Origin of the sequence: Clostridium estertheticum (assembly GCF_018861295.1) — a bacterium.
Classification (GTDB): Bacteria; Bacillota; Clostridia; order Clostridiales; family Clostridiaceae; genus Clostridium_AD; species Clostridium_AD estertheticum_D.
The window spans coordinates 165034-189487 of sequence record NZ_JAHLDM010000006.1; the positions used below are offsets into that span (position 1 = coordinate 165034).

Annotated in this window: 18 protein-coding genes and 1 pseudogene; 14 read left to right on the forward strand and 5 right to left on the reverse strand. The window is 32.3% G+C overall.

Annotated elements, in window-relative coordinates; all coding sequences use genetic code 11:
- The first annotated feature begins 7 nt into the window (after positions 1 to 7).
- The gene (locus KPL54_RS08520) at positions 8 to 562 is read left to right on the forward strand and encodes a hypothetical protein (RefSeq protein WP_216106162.1); all 555 of its coding nucleotides are present in this window, start codon (positions 8 to 10) and stop codon (positions 560 to 562) included.
- 47 nt (positions 563 to 609) lie between these two features.
- Here the strand turns inward: KPL54_RS08520 and KPL54_RS08525 are convergent, their stop codons facing one another.
- Positions 610 to 900: a DUF503 domain-containing protein gene (locus KPL54_RS08525; protein WP_216106163.1), complete on the reverse strand. Its 291-nt coding sequence runs from the start codon at positions 898 to 900 to the stop codon at positions 610 to 612.
- A 22-nt stretch (positions 901 to 922) separates the two neighbouring features.
- Entirely contained in the window at positions 923 to 1825 is a 903-nt protein-coding gene (locus KPL54_RS08530) for a 3'-5' exoribonuclease YhaM family protein (protein ID WP_216106164.1), read from the reverse strand.
- A 223-nt stretch (positions 1826 to 2048) separates the two neighbouring features.
- Between KPL54_RS08530 and KPL54_RS08535 the strand changes: the two genes are divergently transcribed.
- The 5 genes from KPL54_RS08535 to nifJ all read left to right on the forward strand — a co-directional run bounded on the left by KPL54_RS08535 (position 2049) and on the right by nifJ (position 10213).
- Positions 2049 to 3713 carry a ribonuclease J gene (locus tag KPL54_RS08535; protein WP_216106165.1) on the forward strand — a complete coding sequence of 555 codons (1665 nt, stop codon included), beginning with the start codon at positions 2049 to 2051 and terminating at the stop codon, positions 3711 to 3713.
- Positions 3714 to 3835: 122 nt separating this feature from the next.
- Positions 3836 to 4027: a hypothetical protein gene (locus tag KPL54_RS08540; RefSeq protein ID WP_216106166.1), complete on the forward strand. Its 192-nt coding sequence runs from the start codon at positions 3836 to 3838 to the stop codon at positions 4025 to 4027.
- Positions 4028 to 4242: 215 nt separating this feature from the next.
- On the forward strand, positions 4243 to 5130 hold the full coding sequence (gene thrB, locus KPL54_RS08545; protein WP_216106167.1) for a homoserine kinase: 888 nt from the start codon (positions 4243 to 4245) through the stop codon (positions 5128 to 5130).
- Positions 5131 to 5242: 112 nt separating this feature from the next.
- The gene (locus tag KPL54_RS08550) at positions 5243 to 6346 is read left to right on the forward strand and encodes a LegC family aminotransferase (RefSeq protein WP_216106168.1); all 1104 of its coding nucleotides are present in this window, start codon (positions 5243 to 5245) and stop codon (positions 6344 to 6346) included.
- Between the two features lie 342 nt (positions 6347 to 6688).
- Entirely contained in the window at positions 6689 to 10213 is a 3525-nt protein-coding gene (nifJ, locus tag KPL54_RS08555) for a pyruvate:ferredoxin (flavodoxin) oxidoreductase (protein WP_216106169.1), read from the forward strand.
- 95 nt (positions 10214 to 10308) lie between these two features.
- On the opposite strand, the pseudogene KPL54_RS08560 reads toward nifJ, so the two are convergent.
- Positions 10309 to 10650, reverse strand: a pseudogene (locus KPL54_RS08560) (cation:dicarboxylate symporter family transporter); the annotation flags it as partial.
- Positions 10651 to 11574: 924 nt separating this feature from the next.
- On the opposite strand from KPL54_RS08560, the gene KPL54_RS08565 reads away from it, so the two are divergent.
- Both KPL54_RS08565 and KPL54_RS08570 read left to right on the forward strand, forming a co-directional pair.
- Positions 11575 to 12633 (forward strand): methyltransferase, encoded by a 1059-nt coding sequence (locus tag KPL54_RS08565; protein ID WP_253203404.1) that lies wholly within the window; start codon positions 11575 to 11577, stop codon positions 12631 to 12633.
- A gap of 37 nt (positions 12634 to 12670) precedes the next feature.
- The gene (locus KPL54_RS08570) at positions 12671 to 12862 is read left to right on the forward strand and encodes an ATP-binding protein (RefSeq protein ID WP_216106171.1); all 192 of its coding nucleotides are present in this window, start codon (positions 12671 to 12673) and stop codon (positions 12860 to 12862) included.
- A 56-nt stretch (positions 12863 to 12918) separates the two neighbouring features.
- On the opposite strand, the gene KPL54_RS08575 is transcribed toward KPL54_RS08570, so the two are convergent.
- Entirely contained in the window at positions 12919 to 14220 is a 1302-nt protein-coding gene (locus KPL54_RS08575; RefSeq protein ID WP_216106172.1) for a pyrimidine-nucleoside phosphorylase, read from the reverse strand.
- 57 nt (positions 14221 to 14277) lie between these two features.
- A complete protein-coding gene (locus KPL54_RS08580) occupies positions 14278 to 15459 on the reverse strand; it encodes a NupC/NupG family nucleoside CNT transporter (protein ID WP_216106173.1) in 1182 nt (393 codons plus the stop codon).
- A 433-nt stretch (positions 15460 to 15892) separates the two neighbouring features.
- Between KPL54_RS08580 and KPL54_RS08585 the strand changes: the two genes are divergently transcribed.
- From KPL54_RS08585 to KPL54_RS08610, 6 genes are all read left to right on the forward strand, one after another.
- Complete coding sequence (locus KPL54_RS08585) at positions 15893 to 18331, forward strand: GH36-type glycosyl hydrolase domain-containing protein (RefSeq protein WP_216106174.1); 2439 nt, start codon at positions 15893 to 15895, stop codon at positions 18329 to 18331.
- Between the two features lie 372 nt (positions 18332 to 18703).
- Entirely contained in the window at positions 18704 to 19741 is a 1038-nt protein-coding gene (locus tag KPL54_RS08590; RefSeq protein WP_216106175.1) for a LacI family DNA-binding transcriptional regulator, read from the forward strand.
- 135 nt (positions 19742 to 19876) lie between these two features.
- Entirely contained in the window at positions 19877 to 21235 is a 1359-nt protein-coding gene (locus KPL54_RS08595) for an ABC transporter substrate-binding protein (protein ID WP_216106176.1), read from the forward strand.
- An 86-nt stretch (positions 21236 to 21321) separates the two neighbouring features.
- Entirely contained in the window at positions 21322 to 22221 is a 900-nt protein-coding gene (locus tag KPL54_RS08600; protein ID WP_253203398.1) for a carbohydrate ABC transporter permease, read from the forward strand.
- Between the two features lie 11 nt (positions 22222 to 22232).
- The gene (locus KPL54_RS08605) at positions 22233 to 23093 is read left to right on the forward strand and encodes a carbohydrate ABC transporter permease (RefSeq protein ID WP_216106177.1); all 861 of its coding nucleotides are present in this window, start codon (positions 22233 to 22235) and stop codon (positions 23091 to 23093) included.
- A gap of 304 nt (positions 23094 to 23397) precedes the next feature.
- Positions 23398 to 24444 carry an FAD:protein FMN transferase gene (locus KPL54_RS08610; RefSeq protein ID WP_216106178.1) on the forward strand — a complete coding sequence of 349 codons (1047 nt, stop codon included), beginning with the start codon at positions 23398 to 23400 and terminating at the stop codon, positions 24442 to 24444.
- The last annotated feature ends 10 nt before the right edge of the window (positions 24445 to 24454 follow it).

Sequence of the window (24454 nt, forward strand, 5' to 3'; positions counted from 1 at the left end):
AGATATCATGAATTTAATTAAAATATTAAGTTGTGCTATATTAGTGGCTTCAATAATATTTGTTATTAATATTATTAAGTCTAAAAAGGATGAGCCGGAAACCTCAGAATTAGCACGCTTAAAGGAAACACCAGTTACGGCTGGAGGTGCTGTAATTGCTTATATTTTGAGCATTATACTCCTTATATTCCAATTTGTTAACCCAAATATTTCAGGAGCCTCAAGTACAGCACATTTATATGGTTTTGGACTTTATGTATCATGTACTCTCCTTGGTAGTTACATAATACTATACACTTTTGTAAAAGAGGAGATTGCAACTAAGGACAAGTTAATAATGGTATCTGTTTTTAACAATACCAAAATCATAAAATGGGATGATGTTTCAAAAGTTGAGTCCACTTTCCCTAAAAAATTAAAAATAAGCTGTAAAAATGGTCATAAAGTAACAATAAGCGGAGAAAAAAATGAGATGAAAAAGTTATTAAAAGTTGCTGTTAAAAAGATAGAGCCAGAGATAGGGGAAGATATACTATTAGCTTCAATAAATAAAATCAAATAAAGGGTTAGTAAAGAGGCCTTCAGTTAAACAACTGAAGGCCTCTTTAGCTAAAGATAATTAATATTTTCATTTTGAATATTAACTATTTCCGCATCAGTATTATTTTCTATAAAAGTTATAATATGTTCCATTGTGGAATCTAATTGTGAGGAGCTTCCACATATTGCAGCAATACCTATAACTATTGTTTGATGAATATCTTGTTCATCTACTTCTGATACTGATATATTAAATTTATTTTTTAGTTTTTGAATTATACTTTTTACAACCATTCTCTTTTCTTTTAAGGAGTGTGACCATGATGCTCTTAGGGTGACTTTCATAGATAAGATTTTCATATACTTCTCACCGCCAATTTTATTATAAGTATAATTTAGTATCAATTCGTCTATCGTAGTCTGACCAATTACCAGGTTCTGTTTTATCCTTCATTTGAGAAATTTTATTCATAGTAGCATCTGTGGAATCAGCAAAATTAACTATAAATGATTCTTCCATTTTCATTCCTCTTGGAGAACCAAATTCAGGCTTTCCGTGATGCTGAACTAAACATCCCTTTATCCTAGTAATAAAATCTTCAGAATAAAGTGATTCATTCTCTCGAATAGCTCTATCTAATAACTCTACTCCAATAACAATATGACCTTCCATTTCTCCTCTAAGGGTATATTTAAAAGGACCATCATAATATAATTCATAAATCTTCCCGATATCATGAAGTTTTGCTGCAAGTACCGCTATCTCAGTTCGTTTACATTCATATCTTTCACAAAGTGTAGCAGTTAAATACATAACATTTAATGTATGTTCTGCAAGACCACCTATATAATTATGATGCATAGATACTCCACCTATTCCTCTTTGAAATTTATCTAAGAATAGTTCATTCTTAAAGAAATAGTCATTTAAGGCTTTACCTTCATTTGAAATAATGTACTTATTTGTAAGAGTGTCCATTTCATTCATAATATCTTCAATAGGTCTCTTTACAGTTGGTAGATAATCTGATAAATTATAATCTAAAATAAATTTATATTTTTTGACATCTAAGTTTTTATCTTTAAATCCTTCAACTTCTATGACGCTTCCTTCTGTAATATCACCATTTTTGCTAGGTATATTAGCTTTTACTTCTCCACTCTTATCTACCAATATGCAGACAAATTTAGAAGCATCTTTGAACATTATTTTCATTACCATTAATGAAATTTTTATATTAGTTCCACTTTTTATATCGTTTAAAAAATTCTCTTTTGTAATCATATGATCCTCCAAATTAAATTTATTTTTCTAATTAAGTAAGTGTTAAAATCTATTTGCGCTTATTACTGTACCATATTTAATTCTATCTGACTAATTTTAATTAAGTAATTATAATCTTTATAGAGAGATTACGATAATAACTATAGGAAAAAGGTATTAATTTCATAATTCATGGCAAAATAAAGGAAAAAAATATTGTTAATATAAATAAGGAGAGGATTTAATGCAGAACCAGAAAAGTCTAAAGGTTATTCCTTTAGGAGGACTAGGAGAAATAGGGAAGAATATAACGGCTATTGAATACGCGGATGAAATCATTGTTATAGACTGTGGTGTGTCATTTCCGGATGAGGAAATGTATGGTGTAGATTTAGTAATTCCGGATATAACTTATTTGAAAAATAATGAGAAAAAGGTAAAAGGATTTTTCCTAACTCATGGTCATGAAGATCATATAGGCTCGTTGCCATTCATTCTAAAACAATTGAATGTACCTATTTATGGTACTAAGCTAACATTAGGATTAATTGAAAATAAACTAAGGGAACACAATATATTGCAATATTGCGAGCTTCATATTGTAAATGCTGGGGAAACAATAGAACTACAAAATTTTAAAATTGAGTTTATAAGAGTTACCCACAGCATAGCTGATTCTTGTGCTATTGCTATCCATTCGCCAATAGGCGTTATATTACATACTGGTGATTTTAAAATCGATTATACCCCAATTGATGGACTCGTAATGGACTTAGAACGAATCTCTAATCTAGGTAAAGATGGCGTTCTGCTTCTTATGGCTGACAGCACAAATGTTGAGCGCGAAGGGCACTCAATTTCTGAAAAAACTATCGGAAAAACTCTAACTAGAATATTTTCTAGTGCAAAGGGTAGAGTTATTGTAGCCACATTTGCTTCAAATATTCATAGGATTCAACAGATTGCAGACGCGTCTGTGAAATATAATAGAAAAATTGTTTTTAGTGGAAGGAGTATGGACAATATATCACAGGTAGCTATAGATCTTGGATATCTTCATATACCAGAAGATTACCTTATTGACATAGATGAAATGTGTAATTACGAAAATAAAGATATTACAATAATAACTACGGGAAGTCAAGGAGAACCTATGGCAGGACTTGCTAGGATGGCTTTTTCTACTCATAGAAAAATAACTATAGAACCAGAGGACTTATTTATTATTTCAGCATCTCCAATTCCAGGTAATGAAAAACTTATTTCTAGGGTGATAAATGAGTTATTCAAAAGGGGAGCAGAGGTGATTTATGAGGATTTAGAAGAAGTACATGTATCCGGGCATGCATATCAGGAAGAATTGAAATTAATTCATGCATTAGTTCATCCTAAATATTTTATGCCAGTCCATGGTGAATTTAGACATTTAAAAAAACATGGGAATTTAGCACAAAAATTAGGTATGAAAGGTAAAGATATATTTACTATGGAGACAGGGCAAGTTTTAGAAATTACAAAAGATGAAGCGAAGATTACAGGGAGGGTACATACTGGATCCGTATTTGTTGATGGACTTGGGGTGGGAGACGTTGGAAGCATAGTAATTAGAGATAGGAAACACTTAGCGGAAGATGGGATGCTCACAGTAGTGGTTACCTTAGAGAGGGAAACTTATAGTATTATTGCAGGACCTGATATAATCACTCGGGGATTTGTATATGCAAAAGAGTCAGATGAATTGATTAGTGAAGTAAAAGAGATTGTTAGGATTGAACTTAATAAGTGCTTAGAGAATAAAGTTATTGAATGGAATGTATTAAAATTTAATATGAAAAAATCTGTAGAGCGATATTTATATGAAAAAACAAATCGTAGGCCAATTATTCTTCCGATTATCATGGAGGTATAATATTATCACAGGTGCTTTTGTTTCACTAGTATATTAAGGTTTTAAATAGTTAAAACTAGCTAAGTGAAAATATTAGAGTTTGTTTATTACTATTTTTAACATTAAAATAAGGAGGATTTTTAATGAACAAATTTCAAAAAAAAATTGAAGATGTAATGGAATCAATAGAAGAATCAAATTTCTATAAGTGTCAAACAAGAAGAGATTTAAAAAAAGTAGCAAAAGCATTAGTTGAAACAAATGGAACTGTACCTGATTTTTCAAAGTATAATTTAGATACAAAACATTGGAAGAGTGCTGAAAAATATATTTAAATACTCTAATTAAGAGCCACTATAAAATTTATAGTGGCTCTTAATTTAAAATTAATACTTCTTGTTTAGAATAAATGGTCAAACTAGGTAAATATACTTGAAATTTTAGTCATAAAAGTATAAAATGAATGACATAATAATAAATACTGTCGGATTAGGGGGCAACTATATGAATTTTTTTTATGTAATAGGTAAAGAAACAGTTGTAAATAGTTATGTTTGAAATTAAAATACCTGCCACAAGTGCAAATATGGGGCCAGGACTTGATACTCTCGGGGTTGCGTTTAAACTTTATAATAGGTTTATAGTTGAAGAGATAGAATCTGGACTTGAAATTTTTGGTTGTAATAAGGAATTTGCAAACAATAATAACTTAGTTTATACTTCAATGTTAAAAACCTTTAAAAAACTCCAAAAGGATCCCAAAAGTGTTAGATTAACTTTTAAAACGGAAATACCTGTTAGTGGAGGGCTTGGAAGTAGTGCTACATGTATATTGGCAGGGATTACGGCTGCTAATAGGTTATGTGGAGATATTTTAACAAAACAAGAGGTTTTAAATTATGCTTGTGAAATTGAAGGACATCCGGATAATATTACTCCTGCAATGATTGGTGGCATGACTGTTTCAATTATGAATGAGGGAGTTAACCATTATAATAAAATTCCGATTAATGGGAGTATAAAATTTTGCGCACTAATCCCTAAGCTACAGTTATCAACTAAGTCTTCAAGAGCAGTGCTACCAGAAACAATACCGTTTAAAGATGCTGTGTATAATGTAGGTATGGTTTCGATGCTTATTGTATCACTTGTTAATGGTGATTATGAAGGTGTAAAGCTTGCTTGCAAAGATAAACTTCATCAGCCATATAGAATGGGGTTAATAAAAAATTACTCGCAAATTTCAAGTTTTGTTAAAGAAAGTGAAGCTTTAGGCGTATTTCTTAGTGGTGCTGGACCAACAATTATGGTAATGCTTAAAAAAGATGATAGTAATACTGAAGGAAAACTAAAAGAATTTTTAAAGGGTTTATCAGGAAGTTGGGAAACTCTAAATTTAGAAATTGATGAGGATGGTTTGAATATAGAAAATATTTAAATAATAATTTTATTACATAATAATTCACTTGCAACTTACGTTACGTAATGATGTATATTTACCTTATACAATTTATATTTATAAAATGTACAAAAAGTAGGAGGTTTTTATAATGATACCTTTATGTATACCAGAAATTAGAGGCAATGAGTTAAAATACGTTAAAGACTGTATAGATACTAATTGGGTATCTTCAGTAGGAAGTTATGTTAATTTATTTGAAGAAAAATTTAGTGAATATGTAGGCAGCAAAAGTGCTGTAGTTACAATGAATGGTACGGCTGCGCTTCAACTTGCATTGTTAACCCTTGGAATAGGAGAGGGAGACGAGGTTATAGTCCCATCGCTTACATTTATATCTCCGGTTAATACAATAAAATATGTAGGTGCAGAACCAGTATTTGTAGATGTATGCCGTGACACATTTGTTATGGATGCTTCTAAAATAGAAGAGTTAATAACACCTAAAACAAAGGCTATAATGCCAGTGCATATTTATGGTCATCCTGTAGATATGGTTAAAGTAATGCAAATAGCGAAAAAACATAATTTATTTGTTATAGAAGATGCAACGGAATCGCTAGGGTCTACTTGCAATGGCAAAATGGCAGGAACTATAGGTGATATAGGTTGTTTTAGTTTTAATGGTAATAAGCTTATAACTACTGGAGCAGGTGGAATGCTTGTAACTAACAATTTAGAGTACGGCAAGCGGGCAAAATTTTTGTCTACTCAAGCAAAAGTAGTTACGCAAAATAAAGCGTTTTACCATTCAGAAATAGGATACAATATGAGAATGCCAAATCTTTTAGCTGCATTTGGAGTAGCTCAACTTGAAAATGTTAAAGAATATTTAAAAATTAAAAGAGAAAATGCAGTGTATTATAACCAGCTTCTAGGTGAAATTAAAGGAATTACATTGCCAGTTGAAAGAGAAAATGTTGAAAACTGCTACTGGTTATATTCAATCCTAGTTGAAGATGAATATGGTATAACTCGTGATGAGCTTATACAAAAATTAAATGCAGGTAAAATAGAGGCAAGACCTTTCTTTATGCCTATCCATGATATGCCTCCATATAAGGGGAGTAAACACGGTGATTTAACTGTTACAAATGAACTTTACGCACGAGGAATAAATCTTCCAAGTTCTGTAGGGCTTACAAAAGAAGAGATTAGCAAGGTATGTGAAACAATAAAAAATAGTGTAGATTAAATTAGGGTTTAGAAAATAAGGGAGCAACAACATTATGGATAATAAATTCATGGTGTTGTTGCTCCCTTTATGTATGGTTTAATTTAAATTGTAGTTGTAATGAAAATGAAGATTTTATACCTAGCGCTTTTGTTGTTAAATACATTTTAAGTTTTTATTGTGATCTTCGTTATAATAATTTTTTTGTAAACCGTTTATTGACTTAATTAAGGCAAGGTGTAATAATTAAAGTAACGTTTACAATAGGTAGGGTATTATAAGTAAACGGTATAATAAAATATTATAGTTTATTAAAGACTATATAAAATAACCATATATAAATACACCAAGGGGGAATTATATATGACAAAAGTTATGAAAACAATGGATGGAAATGAAGCTTGTGCCTATGTATCATACGCTTTTACAGAGGTAGCAACAATTTATCCAATAACACCATCTTCACCAATGGCTGAGCATGTAGACGAATGGTCGGCTTATGGAAAGAAAAACATTTTTGGTCAAACAGTAAAATTAGTAGAGATGGAATCAGAAGCAGGGGCTATAGGCGCAGTTCATGGGTCTCTTGAGGCAGGAGCTTTAACTACATCGTATACGGCATCACAAGGGTTGCTTTTAATGGTTCCTACAATGTATAGAATTGCAGGACAATTAAAGCCCGGAGTTTTACATGTTAGTGCTCGTACAGTAGGTACTCACGCACTTTCAATTTTTGGGGATCATTCAGACGTAATGTCTTGCCGCCAAACAGGTTTTGCAATGATGTCTACAGCAAGTGTACAAGAAGTTATGGATTTATCTGGTGTTGCACATTTAAGTGCAATTAAAGGACGTGTACCATTTTTACACTTCTTTGATGGTTTTAGAACTTCTCATGAAATTCAAAAAATTGAATGCCTTGAATATGATGATTTAGCTAAACTTATAGATCAAGATGCTCTTAAGGCATTTAGGAAAAATTCTTTGAATCCTGAAAGACCTATTCAACGTAGCACAGTACAAAATCCTGATATCTTCTTCCAGGCACGTGAGGCAAGTAATAGGTTTTATGATGCTATTCCTGGTATTGTAGAAAATTATATGAATGATATTAATAAAATTACAAATAGAAATTACAAACTATTTAATTACTATGGTGCAACTGATGCTGACCGAGTAATTATCGCTATGGGTTCTGTATGTGGAGCAATAGAGGAAACAATAGATTATTTAAATGCAAATGGTCAAAAAGTCGGTCTTGTTAAAGTGCATCTATTCAGACCATTTTCAGTGGAGCATTTGTTAAAGGCAATTCCTGAAACAGTTAAAAACATTGCTGTTTTAGATAGGACTAAAGAACCAGGAGCAGCAGGTGAACCACTATTTGAAGATGTGTGTACTGCTTACGTAAACAAGGAAGTTCGTCCAAAACTTTATGGAGGACGTTATGGATTATCATCTAAAGATACAACACCTGCTCAAATAGTTGCGGTATACGAAAATCTTAAACAAAGTACACCTAAAAATCACTTTACTGTTGGAATTAATGATGATGTAACACATCATTCAATCCTTGTTGGTGAAGAACTTAATGTGTTATCAAAAGGAACAATTAGTTGCAAGTTTTGGGGACTTGGTTCAGATGGTACAGTAGGAGCAAACAAAAACTCAATAAAGATTATTGGTGATCATACGGATATGTTTGTTCAAGCTTATTTCGTTTTTGATACAAAAAAGTCAGGAGGAGTAACACAATCGCACTTGCGTTTTGGAAAAGAGCCTATACGATCAAGTTATCTTGTAAAAGGAGCAGATTTTATTGCATGTCATAATTTTTCATATTTAGAGAAGTATGATATAATTTCTGATTTAAAATATGGAAAAACATTTTTATTGAATTGTTGTTGGAAGGGTGAAGAATTAGAAAAATATCTTCCAAGTAAAGTAAAACAATATATTGCTAAAAATAACATAGAGTTTTATACAATTGATGCTTCGCGTATTGCTAAAGAACTCGGTTTAGGTAGACGTTCCAATACTGTGCTTCAAGCTGCTTTCTTCAAATTAGCGAACATTATACCAATAGATGATGCAGTGGAGTATATGAAGAAATCTATATACAAAAGTTATAGTAAAAAAGGTGATATTATTGTTAATATGAACTATGGGGCAGTAGACAAAGGCATTGAAGGTTTAGTAAAAGTAGAAGTTCCGAGTATCTGGGTTAATGAGGTCGAGGAAGATTCAGAAGGTACTGTAGATGTTCCTGATTTTATTAAAAATATTCTTATACCTGTTAATGCTCAAAAGGGAGATAGTATTCCAGTAAGTGCTTTTATAGGAATGGAGGATGGTACGGCACCACTAGGTACATCAGCCTTCGAGAAGAGAGGCATAGCTACAGAGGTTCCATCATGGAATGTAGATAATTGTATTCAGTGTAATCAATGTTCATTTGTGTGTCCACATGCTGCAATAAGACCATTTTTGCTAAGTAGTGATGAAGTAGAAAATGCACCAAATGGATTTAAATTAAAGAAAGCCATGGGAAAAGGCCTTGAAGATTATAAATATAGAATACAAGTTGACACATTAGATTGTACAGGTTGTGGAATTTGTTCTAATGTTTGTCCTGCTAAAGAAAAAGCTCTTACAATGGAACCTATCGAGAAGGAGCAAAAGGAGATGGATAACTGGTATTATGCATTATCATTATCTAAGAAAGAAAATTGTGGTGACATTACTACTGTAAAAGGAAGTCAGTTTGAGAAGCCGTTACTTGAGTTTTCTGGGGCTTGTGCAGGATGTGGCGAAACCCCTTATGCTAAGGTAATTACACAATTGTATGGAGATAGGATGTATCTTGCTAGTGCAACAGGTTGTTGCCAGGCTTGGGGTGCGGCATCACCATGCGTGCCATATACAACAAATTCAGAAGGTCACGGACCAGCTTGGTCGAACTCATTATTTGAAAACAATGCAGAATTTAGTCTTGGTATGTGCTTAGCAGTGAACCAACAAAGGGAGCTATTAAAGTCAAAAGTAGAGAAAATTATTAATTTAACAAATGATTCAAATGTAAAGTCATCACTTAAGGATTGGATTGACAATTATAGTAATGGAAAAACATCAAAAGTTATAAGTAAGAAGGTAATTGAAGTATTAGAAAAAGCAAACTTAAGTAAAGAACTTAGGGAACTAGCAAATGAAATACTTGTAAGTAAAGAACACCTTGCTAAAAAGTCAATGTGGATGTATGGAGGAGATGGTTGGGCATATGATATTGGGTTTGGTGGTCTAGATCATGTTCTATCAAGGGGGGAGGACGTAAATATAATTGTATTTGATACAGAAGTTTATTCAAATACTGGTGGTCAATCATCGAAAGCAACCCCAATAGGTGCTGTTGCTCAATTTGCAGCATCTGGCAAAAAGTTTAATAAGAAAGATTTAGGCATGATGGCAATGAGTTACGGTAATGTTTACGTAGCACAAGTAGCTATGGGAGGAAGTAAAAGTCAATTCCTTAAAGCAGTTGTTGAGGCTGAAAATTATCCTGGTTCATCACTTATTATCGCTTATGCTCCATGTATAAGTCATGGGTTAAAAGGAGGTATGAGTACTACTCAGGCAAATACCAAACGTGCTGTTGAAGTAGGATATTGGCACCTTTATAGGTGCAATCCAGCTCTTGAGAAGGAAGGAAAGAATCCATTTATTTTAGATTCAAAGGAGCCAACAGGGAGTTTTCGCGAGTTCTTACTTGGTGAAGTACGTTATTCATCGTTGCTAAGAACTTTCCCTGAGAATGCTGAGGAGTTATTCGCAGCTGCAGAAAAAGCATCAAACAAAAGGTACCAGAATTATAGAAGACTTGCCAGTAACTAATGTATTTAAGTCTTCAGGTAAAACAATATATGAATAACAAAAATAAACCTTACTCATTTTATGAGTAAAGTTTATTTTTGTTATGCTAAATTATATTAACTATTAACCGCAATTTTATTGATTTCTTCTATATATTTATTAGCTTTTATAGGGTTATATTGACCCTCCCATTTGGATATAACTACGCAAGCAAGTGAATTGCCAACTACATTAACTGCAGTTCTTGCCATATCTAAGATACGATCTATACCTGCTATGAATGCTAGTCCCTCTATTGGAATACCGACAGAACCTAATGTAGCTAGGAGTACTACAAAAGATACCCCTGGAACTCCGGCTATACCTTTTGAAGTAACCATTAATACAACCATTAGATTAATCTGCGTAAGGAGGGGTAAGTGGATACCATATAATTGAACAATAAAAAGTGCGGCTATATAGTTTTAAAGCTTTTGTATTTTTCGCCTTAGTGTATATTATAAAGATGTACTATGTCTATACAATTAGTATTTTATCTTGGTGTTTTAGGTTTCGCTCCCCAGCATTTGTCACAATTTAGGCAACAATGAGAGGCAAAGTTATTACAGTGCCCATTCTTAATTTGATTAGGTAAGCCTGTAACTTTTTTTGACTTTTTCATCCACTTGAACATATTTTTTATTTCATTTTTTCCTTGCTTATCTAAAAGTATATTAGAGTCTATGATGTACCACCCCTTAATATTTTTTAATTTAATTACTATGCTATACAGTATAATACTTTTACTTATAAGATGCAGTAACAATTGATACCGAGGTTAATAATGAGATTTGTAGAAAAATAAAGTAATGAGTAGTATAATACTAATAATTAGTCTAATTTTAAAATTATATTAAAAATATTGACATATAACAGTATAATGCTATAAAAAAACAATTAGGAGGAACCATATGATTGAACTTGCTACTTTTCTTGTTGATGATCATGATGTGCCAGCGCTTCGCAATGTCATTTTACATCTTGCTAGCATTGGATACTGCGAAAGAAAAATTTGTGAGCGTCTAGGCCTCTCAGATTTAACTGAAATTATATGGCGTGCTCTGCCAATTTATCGTGAAGAACAACTGGCTACGCGTGATGCACTAAATTCAGCTATAGATTTTTTTTTCTTGCAGGGTATAATTTCGATAGATGAACTTAACCAAGTATTTGATAATAAGGAACGGGATATCCTCATTAAGGTGGGACTCATTTTAGTCCATAATAAAAAGTGTTATGCACGTGCTTCACTATATCCTGTTGGGAATTGTTTAGTTTTTTCGGACCATGCTTGGCCCCAATTACCACATCCTGGATTCCTAAATGTCCCATATGATCAAGTAATGTATGTTGGCATCGACAGCCGTTGGTTAGCGCGAACTACTGTACGTCACACTGCGAGTTCGACTCTAGATCTTTGTACTGGATCTGGTGTTCATGCTCTTTTAGCAAGTTCGCACTCCAAGAGAGTGGTTGCTGTGGATATTAATCCTCGTGCCGCTCGATGTACTTATTTTAACTCAAAAGCATTAGGTTTAACTAATATTGAAGTTGTGGTTGGGGATCTCTTTGAACCTGTTTATGATGAGAAATTCGATCTTATTACAGCTAATCCACCATTTGTTCCATCTCCAGTAGACACGCTCAGGTATCGTGATGGTGGAAACTCAGGTGAAGATATTTTACAAAGAATTGTAGTTGGATTACCGAATCATCTAGCTCATGGTGGGAGTGCGCAGATCATTACTGAACTTGGCGAATGTATGAACGAACCGCTGTCTAGCAGATTACGTGTATGGCTAGGTGGTGCCAAGATGGACATTTTAATTCTTCGTCTTAGTGTTCATTCTGCTGCAAGCTACTCAATAGGACATGCTAATGGTGATGAGGACTACGATGCTTTTTTTAATTCGGTGCACGATTGGTCCAGCAATTTAAGAAAGCAGGGTTATACTCAAGTAGTTTCGGTTCTTATTACAATTAAGTGGAGTGATACTACACTAGGTGAACCTTGGACCCGTGTTGAGGAATTGCAACCACCACATAATAACGCTGGCAAAGAGGTAGAGGCATTATTTATTCAAGAAAGGTTATCGCGAAAACTAAATTTATATGAGATACTTAAGCAAAGTAAGATGCGTCGTGCGGGGCCAATAGGGCTAACTGAGGCTCGATTGCTTGGAAGTGAATTACGAGCGAATTCTCAGGCTAATTTATTAGGAAGTGAGTTACCAATTTTTAAATGGCTTAATCATGTTGAAGAAGAAATCTTAGTTCTTATGGAGAAACCATTGACACTTACTGAAATTATTGTGATTACACAAGAACTTAACTTTCAGGAGGAAGATGTAATCTTGGCAATTAGATCACTCATAAGAAATGGATTCATTATAATGACTTAGGTCGAAAACAACCTATCAAATAATATAGTGTGTTGGTTTGAGTTTAGTGAAATCGATTGTAGAATTGCATGGTGGTAGTATATATGTGCAGAGTAAATTTGGGGAAGGTAGCACATTTACAATAAGACTCCCGGCAGGCAAGGTGCTTGATGAAAATATAATATATAGTAATATTGCGAAAAATGGAAATGAAATTATACGAGTGGAGTTTTCAGACATTTATTCGTAAATCATATTATTGATTAAAGGCAGTTAAGATATAATTCTTAACTGCCTGGTATGGAGCTACTTTGTAATAACTTCATGAATTAATGTTGGCTTAGTTGCATGATCACTAATAGAAATATTTTCATATATTTTTTTTCTTACATCTTCTATATTTTCACGGTTTGCGTAGATAGTTACAAGAGTTTCACCCTTTTCTACCTTGTCACCAACTTTTTTGCGTAACATTAATCCTACTGCTAAATCAATTTTGTCCTCTTTTGTTGCCCTACCTGCACCAAGTAACATTGCTGCAATACCAATCTCATCAGCTACCATATTAGATACAAAACCACTAGTTAAAGCAGGGACATCAATTTTATATTTAGCTTGTGGTAATTTTTCTGGGTTATCCACAATTGATTCGTCTCCACCTTGATTTTTAATGAATACTTTAAATTTGTCTATTGCTTTACCATTTTCTATTACTTCAAGAAGCGTTTTTCTAGCTTCCTCTAATGTTTTTGCTTTTTTAGCAAGTACTACCATTTGACTTCCAAGTGTTAGGACAAGTTCTGTAAGATCTTCTGGACCTTCTCCTCTTAATGTATCAATGGCTTCTTTTACCTCAAGTGCATTACCAATTGCAAATCCTAAAGGTTGTGACATGTCAGAGATTATCGCCATAGTATTTCTTCCTACATTATTACCAATTTGCACCATTGCATGTGCTAAATTTTCTGCATCTTTATCTGTTTTCATGAAAGCTCCTGCGCCTGTTTTAACATCAAGGACTATTGCATTAGCTCCTGATGCAATTTTTTTGCTCATAATAGAACTAGCTATTAGTGGAATTGAGTTAACAGTTCCAGTTACATCACGAAGTGCGTATAATTTTTTGTCTGCAGGAGTTAAGTTCCCTGTTTGACCAATAACAGCAACTTTGTCACGGTTAACTAATTCAATAAATTTATCATTTGTAATCTCTACATGGAAACCACTAATAGATTCTAATTTATCAATAGTTCCACCAGTATGTCCAAGTCCTCGTCCAGACATTTTAGCAACAGGTATATCTAAAGCAGCAACAAGGGGAGCGAGTACTAGTGTTGTTGTATCGCCTACACCACCTGTTGAGTGTTTATCTACTTTTATACCTTCGATTTTTGATAAATCAATAGTTTCTCCGGAATTAACCATAGCCATAGTCAAATCTGCTCTCTCACGATCATTCATATCTTGAAAATAAATAGCCATTGCAAGCGAACTTGCTTGGTAATCAGGAATAGTTCCTTTAGTATAACCTTCTATAAAAAAATTAATTTCTTTTGTTGTTAGTTCTTTACCATCACGTTTTTTTGAAATTACATCTACCATTCTCATTTTATTACCATCCTTTTTATTTTGATTTTATAACATTAATATTATTATATGGTTATATTATACAATTAAACCAACAACAGTTGCTGTTAATACACTAACTAAGGTTGCACCAAATAGCAGTTTTAAACCAAACCGAGCAACAACATTCCCTTGTTTTTCATTGAGTCCTTTTACTGCTCCAGAAATAATTCCAATCGATGAAAAATTAGCGAAAGAAACTAAAAATACAGAAACAATAGCGGTTGTCCGCGTTGTTAAATGTATAGTACTAGTTGCCAAACTAGTCATTGCAACAAATTCATTTGATACTAATTTCGTTGCCATTATACTTGCGGCAGGTATTGCTTCCCTTAAAGGTACACCCATTAAAATCGCAAATGGTGAGAATACATAGCCAAGTAAATTTTGAAAAGAAATACCGAAAATACCCTTGAAAATCATATTAATCATAGCAATTATGGCTACAAATCCAATAAGCATTGCTCCAACTATGATAGCTACTTTGAAACCATCCATAATGTATTCACCAAGCATTTCAAAGAAGGATTGTTTTTTTTCTTCTTGAACTATTAATATATCTTCCTCTGTGGTTACTGTATATGGATTTATAATTGAAGATATAATAAATCCACCAAATAAGTTTAAAACAAGTGCAGTTACAACATATCTAGGTTTAATAAGAACCATATAAGAGCCAACTATCGACATAGATACCGTAGACATTGCTGATGCACAAAGTGTATAAAGTCTATGCTCTGGTAATAGACCAAGTTCTTTTTTTACAGAAATAAATACCTCTGATTGACCAAGAATAGCAGCGGCTACTCCGTTATAAGATTCTAGTTTACCCATACCGTTAATTTTACTTAAGCCGAGGCCTATATATTTAATTATAAAAGGAAGTATTTTAAAGTGTTGTAGAATTCCGATTAAAGCAGAAATAAATACTATTGGTAAAAGCACACCTATAAAAAATGTAAATTGATTTGCGTTAACTAATCCACCAAATACAAAATTTACGCCCTCACCAGCACATTTAAGTAATAGTTGAAAACCATTTGCTATTCCACCCACTAGGAAATTACCAACACCAGTATTTAGCAATATAAATCCAAGTATGAATTGTAAAATAACCATTACAACGATAGGTCGGTATTTTACCTTTTTTTTATCAGTACTAGTAAACCATGCAAGTCCTAAGACAACAATTAATCCGAGAATTCCAATAATATATTTCATTTTAATGTTACACCCCTTAAATATCATAGTTTAATATAATAAAATCATACAACGATTACATTAAAGATAATGCAAAAATGAAATAATTTTATTGAATTTTAAAATAATTTGAAAATGTAGTCCTTATCTATAGTTAGTAAAATCATAAATATAAAACTACATGGTTTTTAGCAATATTCATTTTAAACCTCCTCTTATGCCTTATCAATAATAAAGCTTATTTGCACATTTGTAAAGTTGTGGGTGAAATTATGCAATATATATATAATATATTCTGTATTTTTTATTAATTTAAGAAGTTGTAAAAAAACTCATAAACACGTGTTAATAGAATATAATGTAAGAATTAGAGGTAATTGACGCTTATATGATTATTGATATATTTAAATATTTTATATAAAATAGAATTGTACAAACATAGGGGGGATGAACAATGAAATTTGGTTATTTTGATGATGAAAAAAAAGAGTATGTTATTACTACACCTAAGACTCCGTATCCATGGATTAATTATCTTGGAACAGATGATTTTTTCTCGCTAATTTCAAATACTAGTGGTGGCTACTGCTTTTATAAGGATGCGAGGCTTCGAAGGTTAACTAGATATAGATATAATAGTGCACCAGTTGATAGTGGGGGAAGATATTATTATATAAATGATGGTGGCGACGTTTGGACACCAGGATATATGCCAGTGAAAACTGAATTAGATTCTTATGAATGTAGGCATGGACTTGGTTATACTAAAATTAAAAGCGCAAGAAATGGCATTGAAGTAGAGCAATTAATGTTTGTCCCTTTAAAGTATCATGGAGAAGTTAACCAACTTAAAATAAAAAATACATCAAATGATATTAAGGAAATTAAGATTTTTTCATTCATAGAGTTTTGTTTATGGAATGCTTATGACGATATGACTAATTTCCAGAGAAATTTTAGTACTGGTGAAGTTGAAATAGATAATTCTGTAATTTATCATAAAACAGAATATAGAGAAAGACGTAATCATTATTCATTTTACGGCGTTAATACAGATATAGATGGGTTTGATAGTGACAGAGAGTCATTCCTTGGATTATATAATGGATTTGATTCACCACAAACAGTTATGAAAGGTAAATCTAATAATTCTGTAGCGAGTGGATGGTCACCTGTAGCATCACATAGTAAAACATTAAGACTTAAACCTGGAGAAGAAACAAGTTTGATCTTTATAATTGGATATGTAGAAAATGAGGAAGAAGACAAGTGGGAAAGCCCTGGAGTTATTAATAAGAGTATTGCTAAAGAGATGATAGCAAGGTTTAGTACGGATATTCAAGTAGAAGAGGGATTAGAAGCTTTAAGTAAATATTGGCTTAATTTATTATCAAAATATAGTATAAAAACGGATGATGATAAGCTAAATCGTATGGTTAATATATGGAATCCCTATCAATGCATGGTAACGTTTAATATGTCTAGAAGTGCGTCATATTTTGAATCTGGAATCGGAAGAGGCATGGGATTTAGAGATTCTAATCAGGATTTACTTGGATTTGTGCATCAGATTCCAGGTAGGGCGAGAGAAAGAATACTGGATATAGCCGCAACACAATTTGAGGATGGTGGAGCTTATCACCAATATCAACCATTAACTAAAAAGGGTAACTATGAAGTTGGCGGAGGATTTAATGATGATCCGTTATGGTTAATATTAGGCACTGCAGCCTATATAAAAGAAACAGGAGATTTTAATATACTGAATGAACTTGTGGCTTTCAATTGTGATGATAGCATAAAAGATACACTAATGGAACATTTAAAACGTTCTTTCTATCATGTTGTAAATAATCTTGGACCTAATGGACTTCCTCTAATTGGAAGAGCTGATTGGAATGATTGTTTGAATTTAAATTGTTTTTCCACAGAACCAGATGAATCATTTCAAACATTTGGAGATCCAGATGGAAGGGTTGCTGAATCTGTTCTAATAGCTGGAATGTTTGTGTTTATAGGACCGGAATATGTAGAATTATGCAAAAGATTTGACCTGATTTCAGAAGCTACAATAGCGCAGAATCACATTGATAAAATGAGGAAAACAGTTATAGAAAAAGGCTTTGACGGTGAATGGTTTTTAAGGGCATATGATGCTTTTGGAAATAAGGTGGGTAGCAAGGATAACGATGAGGGACAGATATATATCGAATCACAAGGGTTCTGTGTAATGGCAGGCATTGGGGTAGAAGAAGGTTTAGCTTTAAAAGCATTAGATTCTGTTAAGGAAAAATTAGATACTAAGTATGGAACAATGCTTTTGACACCAGCTTATACAAAGTACGATTTAAACATTGGTGAAATTACATCTTATCCAGCAGGTTACAAAGAAAATGCTGGGATATTCTGTCACAACAATCCATGGATAATGATTGCTGAAACAGTTTTAGGTAGAGGGGATAGGGCATATGATGTATATAAGAAAATAGCTCCAGCCTTTATTGAAGACATAAGTGAGATTCATAGAACTGAGCCATATGTTTATTCACAAATGATAGCAGGGAAGGATGCATCAAGGCAAGGTGAAGCTAAGAATTCTTGGCTTACAGGAACTGCTGCATGGAACTATTTTGCAATTACTCAATTTATTCTAGGGGTGAAGCCAGAGTATGATGGGCTTCGTGTAAATCCATGCATTCCAAAAGAGTGGAGTGGTTTTGAGATTGAGAGAACGTACAGAGGAGATATATATAATATTAAAATTAATAATAAGGAACATATTTGTAAGGGTGTTAAATTAATTACAGTGGATGGAAAAGCGATACAAGGAGATATATTACCTGTATTTGGTGATGGATGCGCACATAAAATAGAAATAGAAATGGGCAATTAACAATTTAAGGAGGGGTTCTCTCCTCATTCTTTTGAAATAGAAGGGCTAAGTGCTAGTTATCTAAATAGTGCGTTAACTGATTCTAAAACAGATAAAAATGGATATATATTATAGAGGGACCAATTAATAGCGTAATGTAAATATCAGATAATGTTAAGTTTGAAAGACTTAAAGACATATTAGATAGTTTTAAATTCTAAAAAAATGTAAACGATTCTGCAAGAAAATGAGCAATTCGGATGTAAATGGAGTAAATTATGTTAAAACATGGTTATTTGAGGAAATGTAGACATATTATAATTTGAAAAGCATGAAAAATTATAGTACTATTACATTATAAACACGCGTTTAAATTCTAAAAAGAGGTGCGGAATGAATAGTATAGATATTGCAAAAATAGCAGGAGTTTCAAGAAGCACCGTTTCAAGGGTAATTAACAATTATGATAATGTTCCAGACGAAACTAGAAAAAAGATTCAGCAGATAATAAAGGAAAATAATTATGTACCACATGCATCTGCTAGAATGCTTGCTGGGGTTAAAAACAGAATAATTGGTCTTTTTATAATTGATATGAAGGCGGATACTAATGGTAAGCAGGTTACTAGTAGTTCTTACTTTACACCATTTACCGGATCGGTTATCGAAAATGCAAGCAAAATGGGTTATAACGTACTTGTTTCTATAGTAAGTAAACAAAAGGATTATAAAAAAGTGAAAGAAATTTTCTATAATAAGACGGTGTCTGGTGGAATATTTATAGGAGAAAAAAATGGAGAGCCAGAAATAAAAGAAATTATAAATTCTGGCTGTAGGGTTGCATTATTAGATCAAGCGGTGAAATCAGATGAAGAAGTTTATAAGAAATGTATAATTGTAAATGCTGATAACTACTACGGTGCATATAAAGCTACTAATTATTTAATTGGACTTGGGCATTCGAGTATTGCACATATAGTAGGAATATCTGAAAACTTATCAGGTATAGAAAGATTTAATGCTTATAAAAACGCATTAACAGATGCGGGGATTTCTGTAAAAAGTAATTTAATTGTTAAAGGTGATTTTACAATCAATGGAGGATATAATGCTACAAAAAAACTTCTCCAAAAGGAAATACCTACTGCAATATTTTGTGGAAATGATATGATGGCAATAGGAGCTATGCAGGCTATTGAAGAAGCGAATCTAAATGTTCCAGAAGATATATCTATAGTTGGATTTGACGATATAGAGGTTGCAAGATATATAAATCCAGCGCTTACAACTGTAAGGATGAAACTGCTTGAAATGGCATCGATTGCAACAAATACTCTAATAACATCAATCGAGAGTAATTCAAATTTTTCAGCGAATTATACGTTACCTATTGACTTGATTGAAAGAAATTCGTGTAAGGCTCTAAAATAAATTAGTTTACATGCAGCGACCCAGGAGATGATTAATCCATATTAAACGCGAGTTTATTAGAAGTCGGTTGATATTATAATATTCTTTTTATGAATGTTATTTATTAATAGATAGAAGATTTAAGGGGGGACAATAATGAAAAAAAATTATTTGAAGAAATTTGCATTGTTAACTTTATCAACAATAATGGCTACTTCAATGTTAGCTGGTTGTGGATCAAGTACGGCTACAAAAACAGATTCAGGCTCAAAAACAGCAACTACAGGGGCTGCTAAAGCACCAGCGGACTATACGGGAACTATAAAGATATGGTCATGGAATACTGAACTTAAAGATTTAGGTATTATAGCTAAGTTTAACAAAGTTTATCCAAACCTTAAAGTTCAACTTGTTTCAATACCAAATGATAATAGTGCATATGTAACTAAAATATCTTCTACAATGAGTGCTGGCGTTGGTGGACCGGATGTTTTTTTAGCAGAATCTGCTTATGTGAAGAAATTTACAAACCTAGACTTTTATGAGGATTTGACAAAGTCGCCTTATAATGCAGAGACACTTACAAGTAAAATGGTACCGTATACTGTAGAGCTAGGACGTAATGAAGGAGATAAGTCTATTAGAGCTTTAACTTGGCAGGCAACACCTGGTGGATTCTTCTATAAGAGAAGTATAGCTAAACAGTATCTTGGAACAGATGACCCTGCTGCTATTCAAAAAATGATGGCAACAACAGAGGACTTTATCAAATTAGGTGAGACTCTTAAAACGAAGAGTAATGGATCGGTTAAGTTATTAGCTGGATATAATGAATTAGTAAATGTAGCTATTGGTAGCCGTACGCAAGGGTGGGTAAAGGATGGTAAGTTAGTTATTGATACTAAAATGATGGATTATATCGATCAAGCAACTAAAATTAGAAAAGATGGTTTAGATGCTAAGTTTACTCAATGGACACCAGCATGGACTGGATCTATGTCAGATAAAACAACATTTGGATATATGCTTCCAACCTGGGGACTTCCTTTTACTTTAGGAATAAATGCTCCAAAAGAAACAGGCAATTATGCATTTGTAAAAGCTCCAACACCATACTATTGGGGTGGAACTTGGCTTGGAGTATCTAGTAAGAGTACACAAAAAGATAATGCTTGGCAGTTTGTTAAGTATATAACTACAAATACAGATTTTATGGAAGCACAGGCAAAAGATAAAGGTGACTTCATGAATAACGTAGATGTTCAAGCTAAATTATCAAGTACAGATGCAGGAAACAATTCATACTTAAAAGGTGAAAACGTTTATAAAGTATACACGGAACTTGTTAAAGGCATTGATGGTAAATTGTTTACACAATATGATGATACAATTAACAATGCTTGGAATAAACAAATTGACTTATTAATAATAGGTAAAACAGCTTCAAAAGAGGATTTCCTTAAAAAATTTAAAGCTGATGTAGTAAATGCATATCCGGATATTAAAGTAGATTAGTTAGATGACATGTAAAAGTAAATAGTAGTTAGCCTTATTAACTGTTTTTAGTAAATAAGGCTAATTTAAAAATAGGGGGTGTCACTTTGGTTAAAGGTAAAATTAATAGAGAAAAGTATGGATTATTATTTATTGCTCCATTTTTTATAACATTTCTTATTTTTCAATTGTATCCTATGATTTATTCATTATATGTTAGTTTTATTAAATGGGATGGCATGTCAAAAAACATTAAATTTGTAGGTCTTGCAAATTATTCAAGATTATTTGCAGATCCTGTTTTTTTAAAGTCCATAGCTAATACCTGGATTATGTGGTTATGTGGGGGTATTCCTCAATTGATTTTAGCGTTAATTTTAGCCGTAGTATTAAATGAAGCAAGATTAAAAGGAAAAGATATTTTTAGAGCAGTATATTTCTTTCCCAATCTAGTTACTGCAACCTCGATTGGTATATTATTTGCATTTTTATTTGATTGGCAGGCAGGGTCAGTAAATAAAATATTGATGAATATTCATTTAATAAAAGAACCAATAAACTTTCTTATGAGTGAAAATTACTCTAGAGGCATAGTGTCACTTACTTCCTTTTGGATGTGGTTTGGATATAGCATGATAATATTTATGGCTGGAATTAAGAATATTCCCGAAGAACTTTATGAAGCTGCAACTGTTGATGGTGCATCTAAAAGACAAAGGTTTTGGTCAATAACAATTCCTTTATTAAGGCCAACGATATTATTTTCTGTTATAACATCATTAATTGGAGGAATGCAATCTTTTGATATACCATATGCTTTATCACAAGGAGCTGGAGATCCTAATAATGCAACTACGACAATGGTAATGTATCTTTATAGAACTGCATTTGTAAACAATAACTATGGATATGGTGCTGCTGTAGGGTATGCATTATTTGTAATAATACTTGTATTTGCAATATTATCATTCAAATTTATAAATAGAAATGCTGATAATTACGAATAAAGGGGGTAGAGATGGAACATAATAATGTGTTAAAAAATGATAGTAAAGAAATAGGCGAAATCATTAGTAAAACGGTTTTGTATATAGCGCTTATAGCGCTTGCCATATTATGTTTTTTACCATTTTTTATAATGATAATTAATGCTACTCATACTAATGGTGAAATCGCTACAACCTTGTCTTTAAGACCAGGCACTGCATTAATTGCAAATTATCATAGATTACTAGAAAGTCAACCTATATGGAATGGTCTACTAAATAGTATAGTTATAGCAATTGCAGTTACAGCAGTAAGTGGTTATTTTAGTGCATTAACTGCCTATGGTTTTTCGAAATTTAGATTTAAAGGGAATAAAATTCTCTTTTGGGTACTACTTGGTACAATGATGATACCTACACAATTAGGTATGATAGGATTATTTCAATTGGTAAAAAAGCTTGGCTTACTCGATTCATATTGGCCTTTAATAATACCAGCTATAGCAACTCCGGCATCGGTATTCTTTATTAAAGGATATACAGATGGTGCAATAAGCAGGTCACTTATAGAAGCTGCTAGAATAGATGGGTGCACTGAGCTTAAAATATTTAATAGGATAGTATTACCTTTAATATTCCCAAGTGTTGCTACAATGTCTATATTCACATTTATTCAAACTTGGAATAATTTCTTAATACCTCTTATATTGTTATTTGATCCTAATAAGTTTACACTTCCGATAATGGTAATGCTTGCTAGAGGAACATATAAGACAGAATATGGTGCGGTTTTCACAGGTGTTGCGATTTCTATTGTACCTATAATGATAGCATTTATTTTCTTATCAAAGAAAATAGTAGGAGGACTAACAGTAGGTGGAGTAAAAGGATAATGATTTTATTGAAAATGGAAACTAAAAAATGAACTACTGAAATATATTTATATATATTTCAGTAGCTTTTTTTTCGTAAAAAGTTTTAGAAAAATTCAAAAATAACACAAAAATAACATAATCATTTGATAGTTGATACATAATTATTTGTTATTATAAATACATAGTAAATAATTAAATTTATTTCTTAATTGGAAGGGAACTTTAATCAAATTTTAATCTAAATTTAACATTCATGATATATTATGGATATCGTAAGGTTAATTAAGTTTGAAATTAAGATATTATAAGGAGGGCTAATAGGATGCTTATTATTGACAACATCTTAATTATAATAATAGCGTTAATATTTATTATTTTAATTCTAATATTTATAACTGGAAATAATAAAAAATCTTATATTGTTAGAGAATTTTATTCACTTGGTACCTCTAACCATTTAAAAGCATATGGGAAGAAAGCAACAAAAGCTATTGAAGAATCTATTATAAAGGTGTGCGAGATAGATAATAAGATGTCAGTATTCAAAAATGATAGCGAAATTTCAAAAATAAGTATAAATGCTGGAAATAAGCCACAAATAGTTAGTAATGATACTTATTATGTTATTCAAAAGGCGATAAAGTATTGTACGCTATCGGAAGGAGCTTTTGATATAACAATAAAACCTATAGTTGCATTATGGGGTATTGGAAAAGAAGGGCAACAGATCCCGAGTAGTAATGAAGTTAAGGAGAAGCTTAAAATTGTAAACTACAAGGACATAGTAATAGATAAAAACGATAGATCTATTTTTCTAAAAAATAAGAAACAAGAAATTGATGTTGGAGGTATTGCGAAAGGATATGCTGCAGACGAAGTTAAAAATGTAATGATTAAAAATGGCATTAAGAGTGCACTTATAAATCTTGGAGGAAACATATTAACTATTGGTAAAAAAATTGATGGAACACCATGGAGTGTTGGTATTCAAGATCCATTTAAAACTCGTGGTGAATTTGCTTTAATAATTAGTGTTATTAATAAATCAGTAGTTACTTCAGGAAATTATGAAAGGTATTTCGAAGTAGAAGGTAAAAGATTTCACCATATAATAAATCCAAGTACAGGGTATCCATCAGAAAGTGATATTGTAGGTGCTACGATAATCTCTGATAACTCTATTGATGGTGATGGGCTATCTACAGGTGTGTATATTATGGGTGTGCAAAAGGCTATTAAGTTAATAGAAGAGATAGAGGGCGTAGATGCCATATTAATAACTAAAAGTAAGGAGATCTATGTTACATCAGGCATGGAAGGGAAATTTACAATTACGTGTGATGGGTTTGTATATAAAAATAGGATTTAAAAGGGGATAT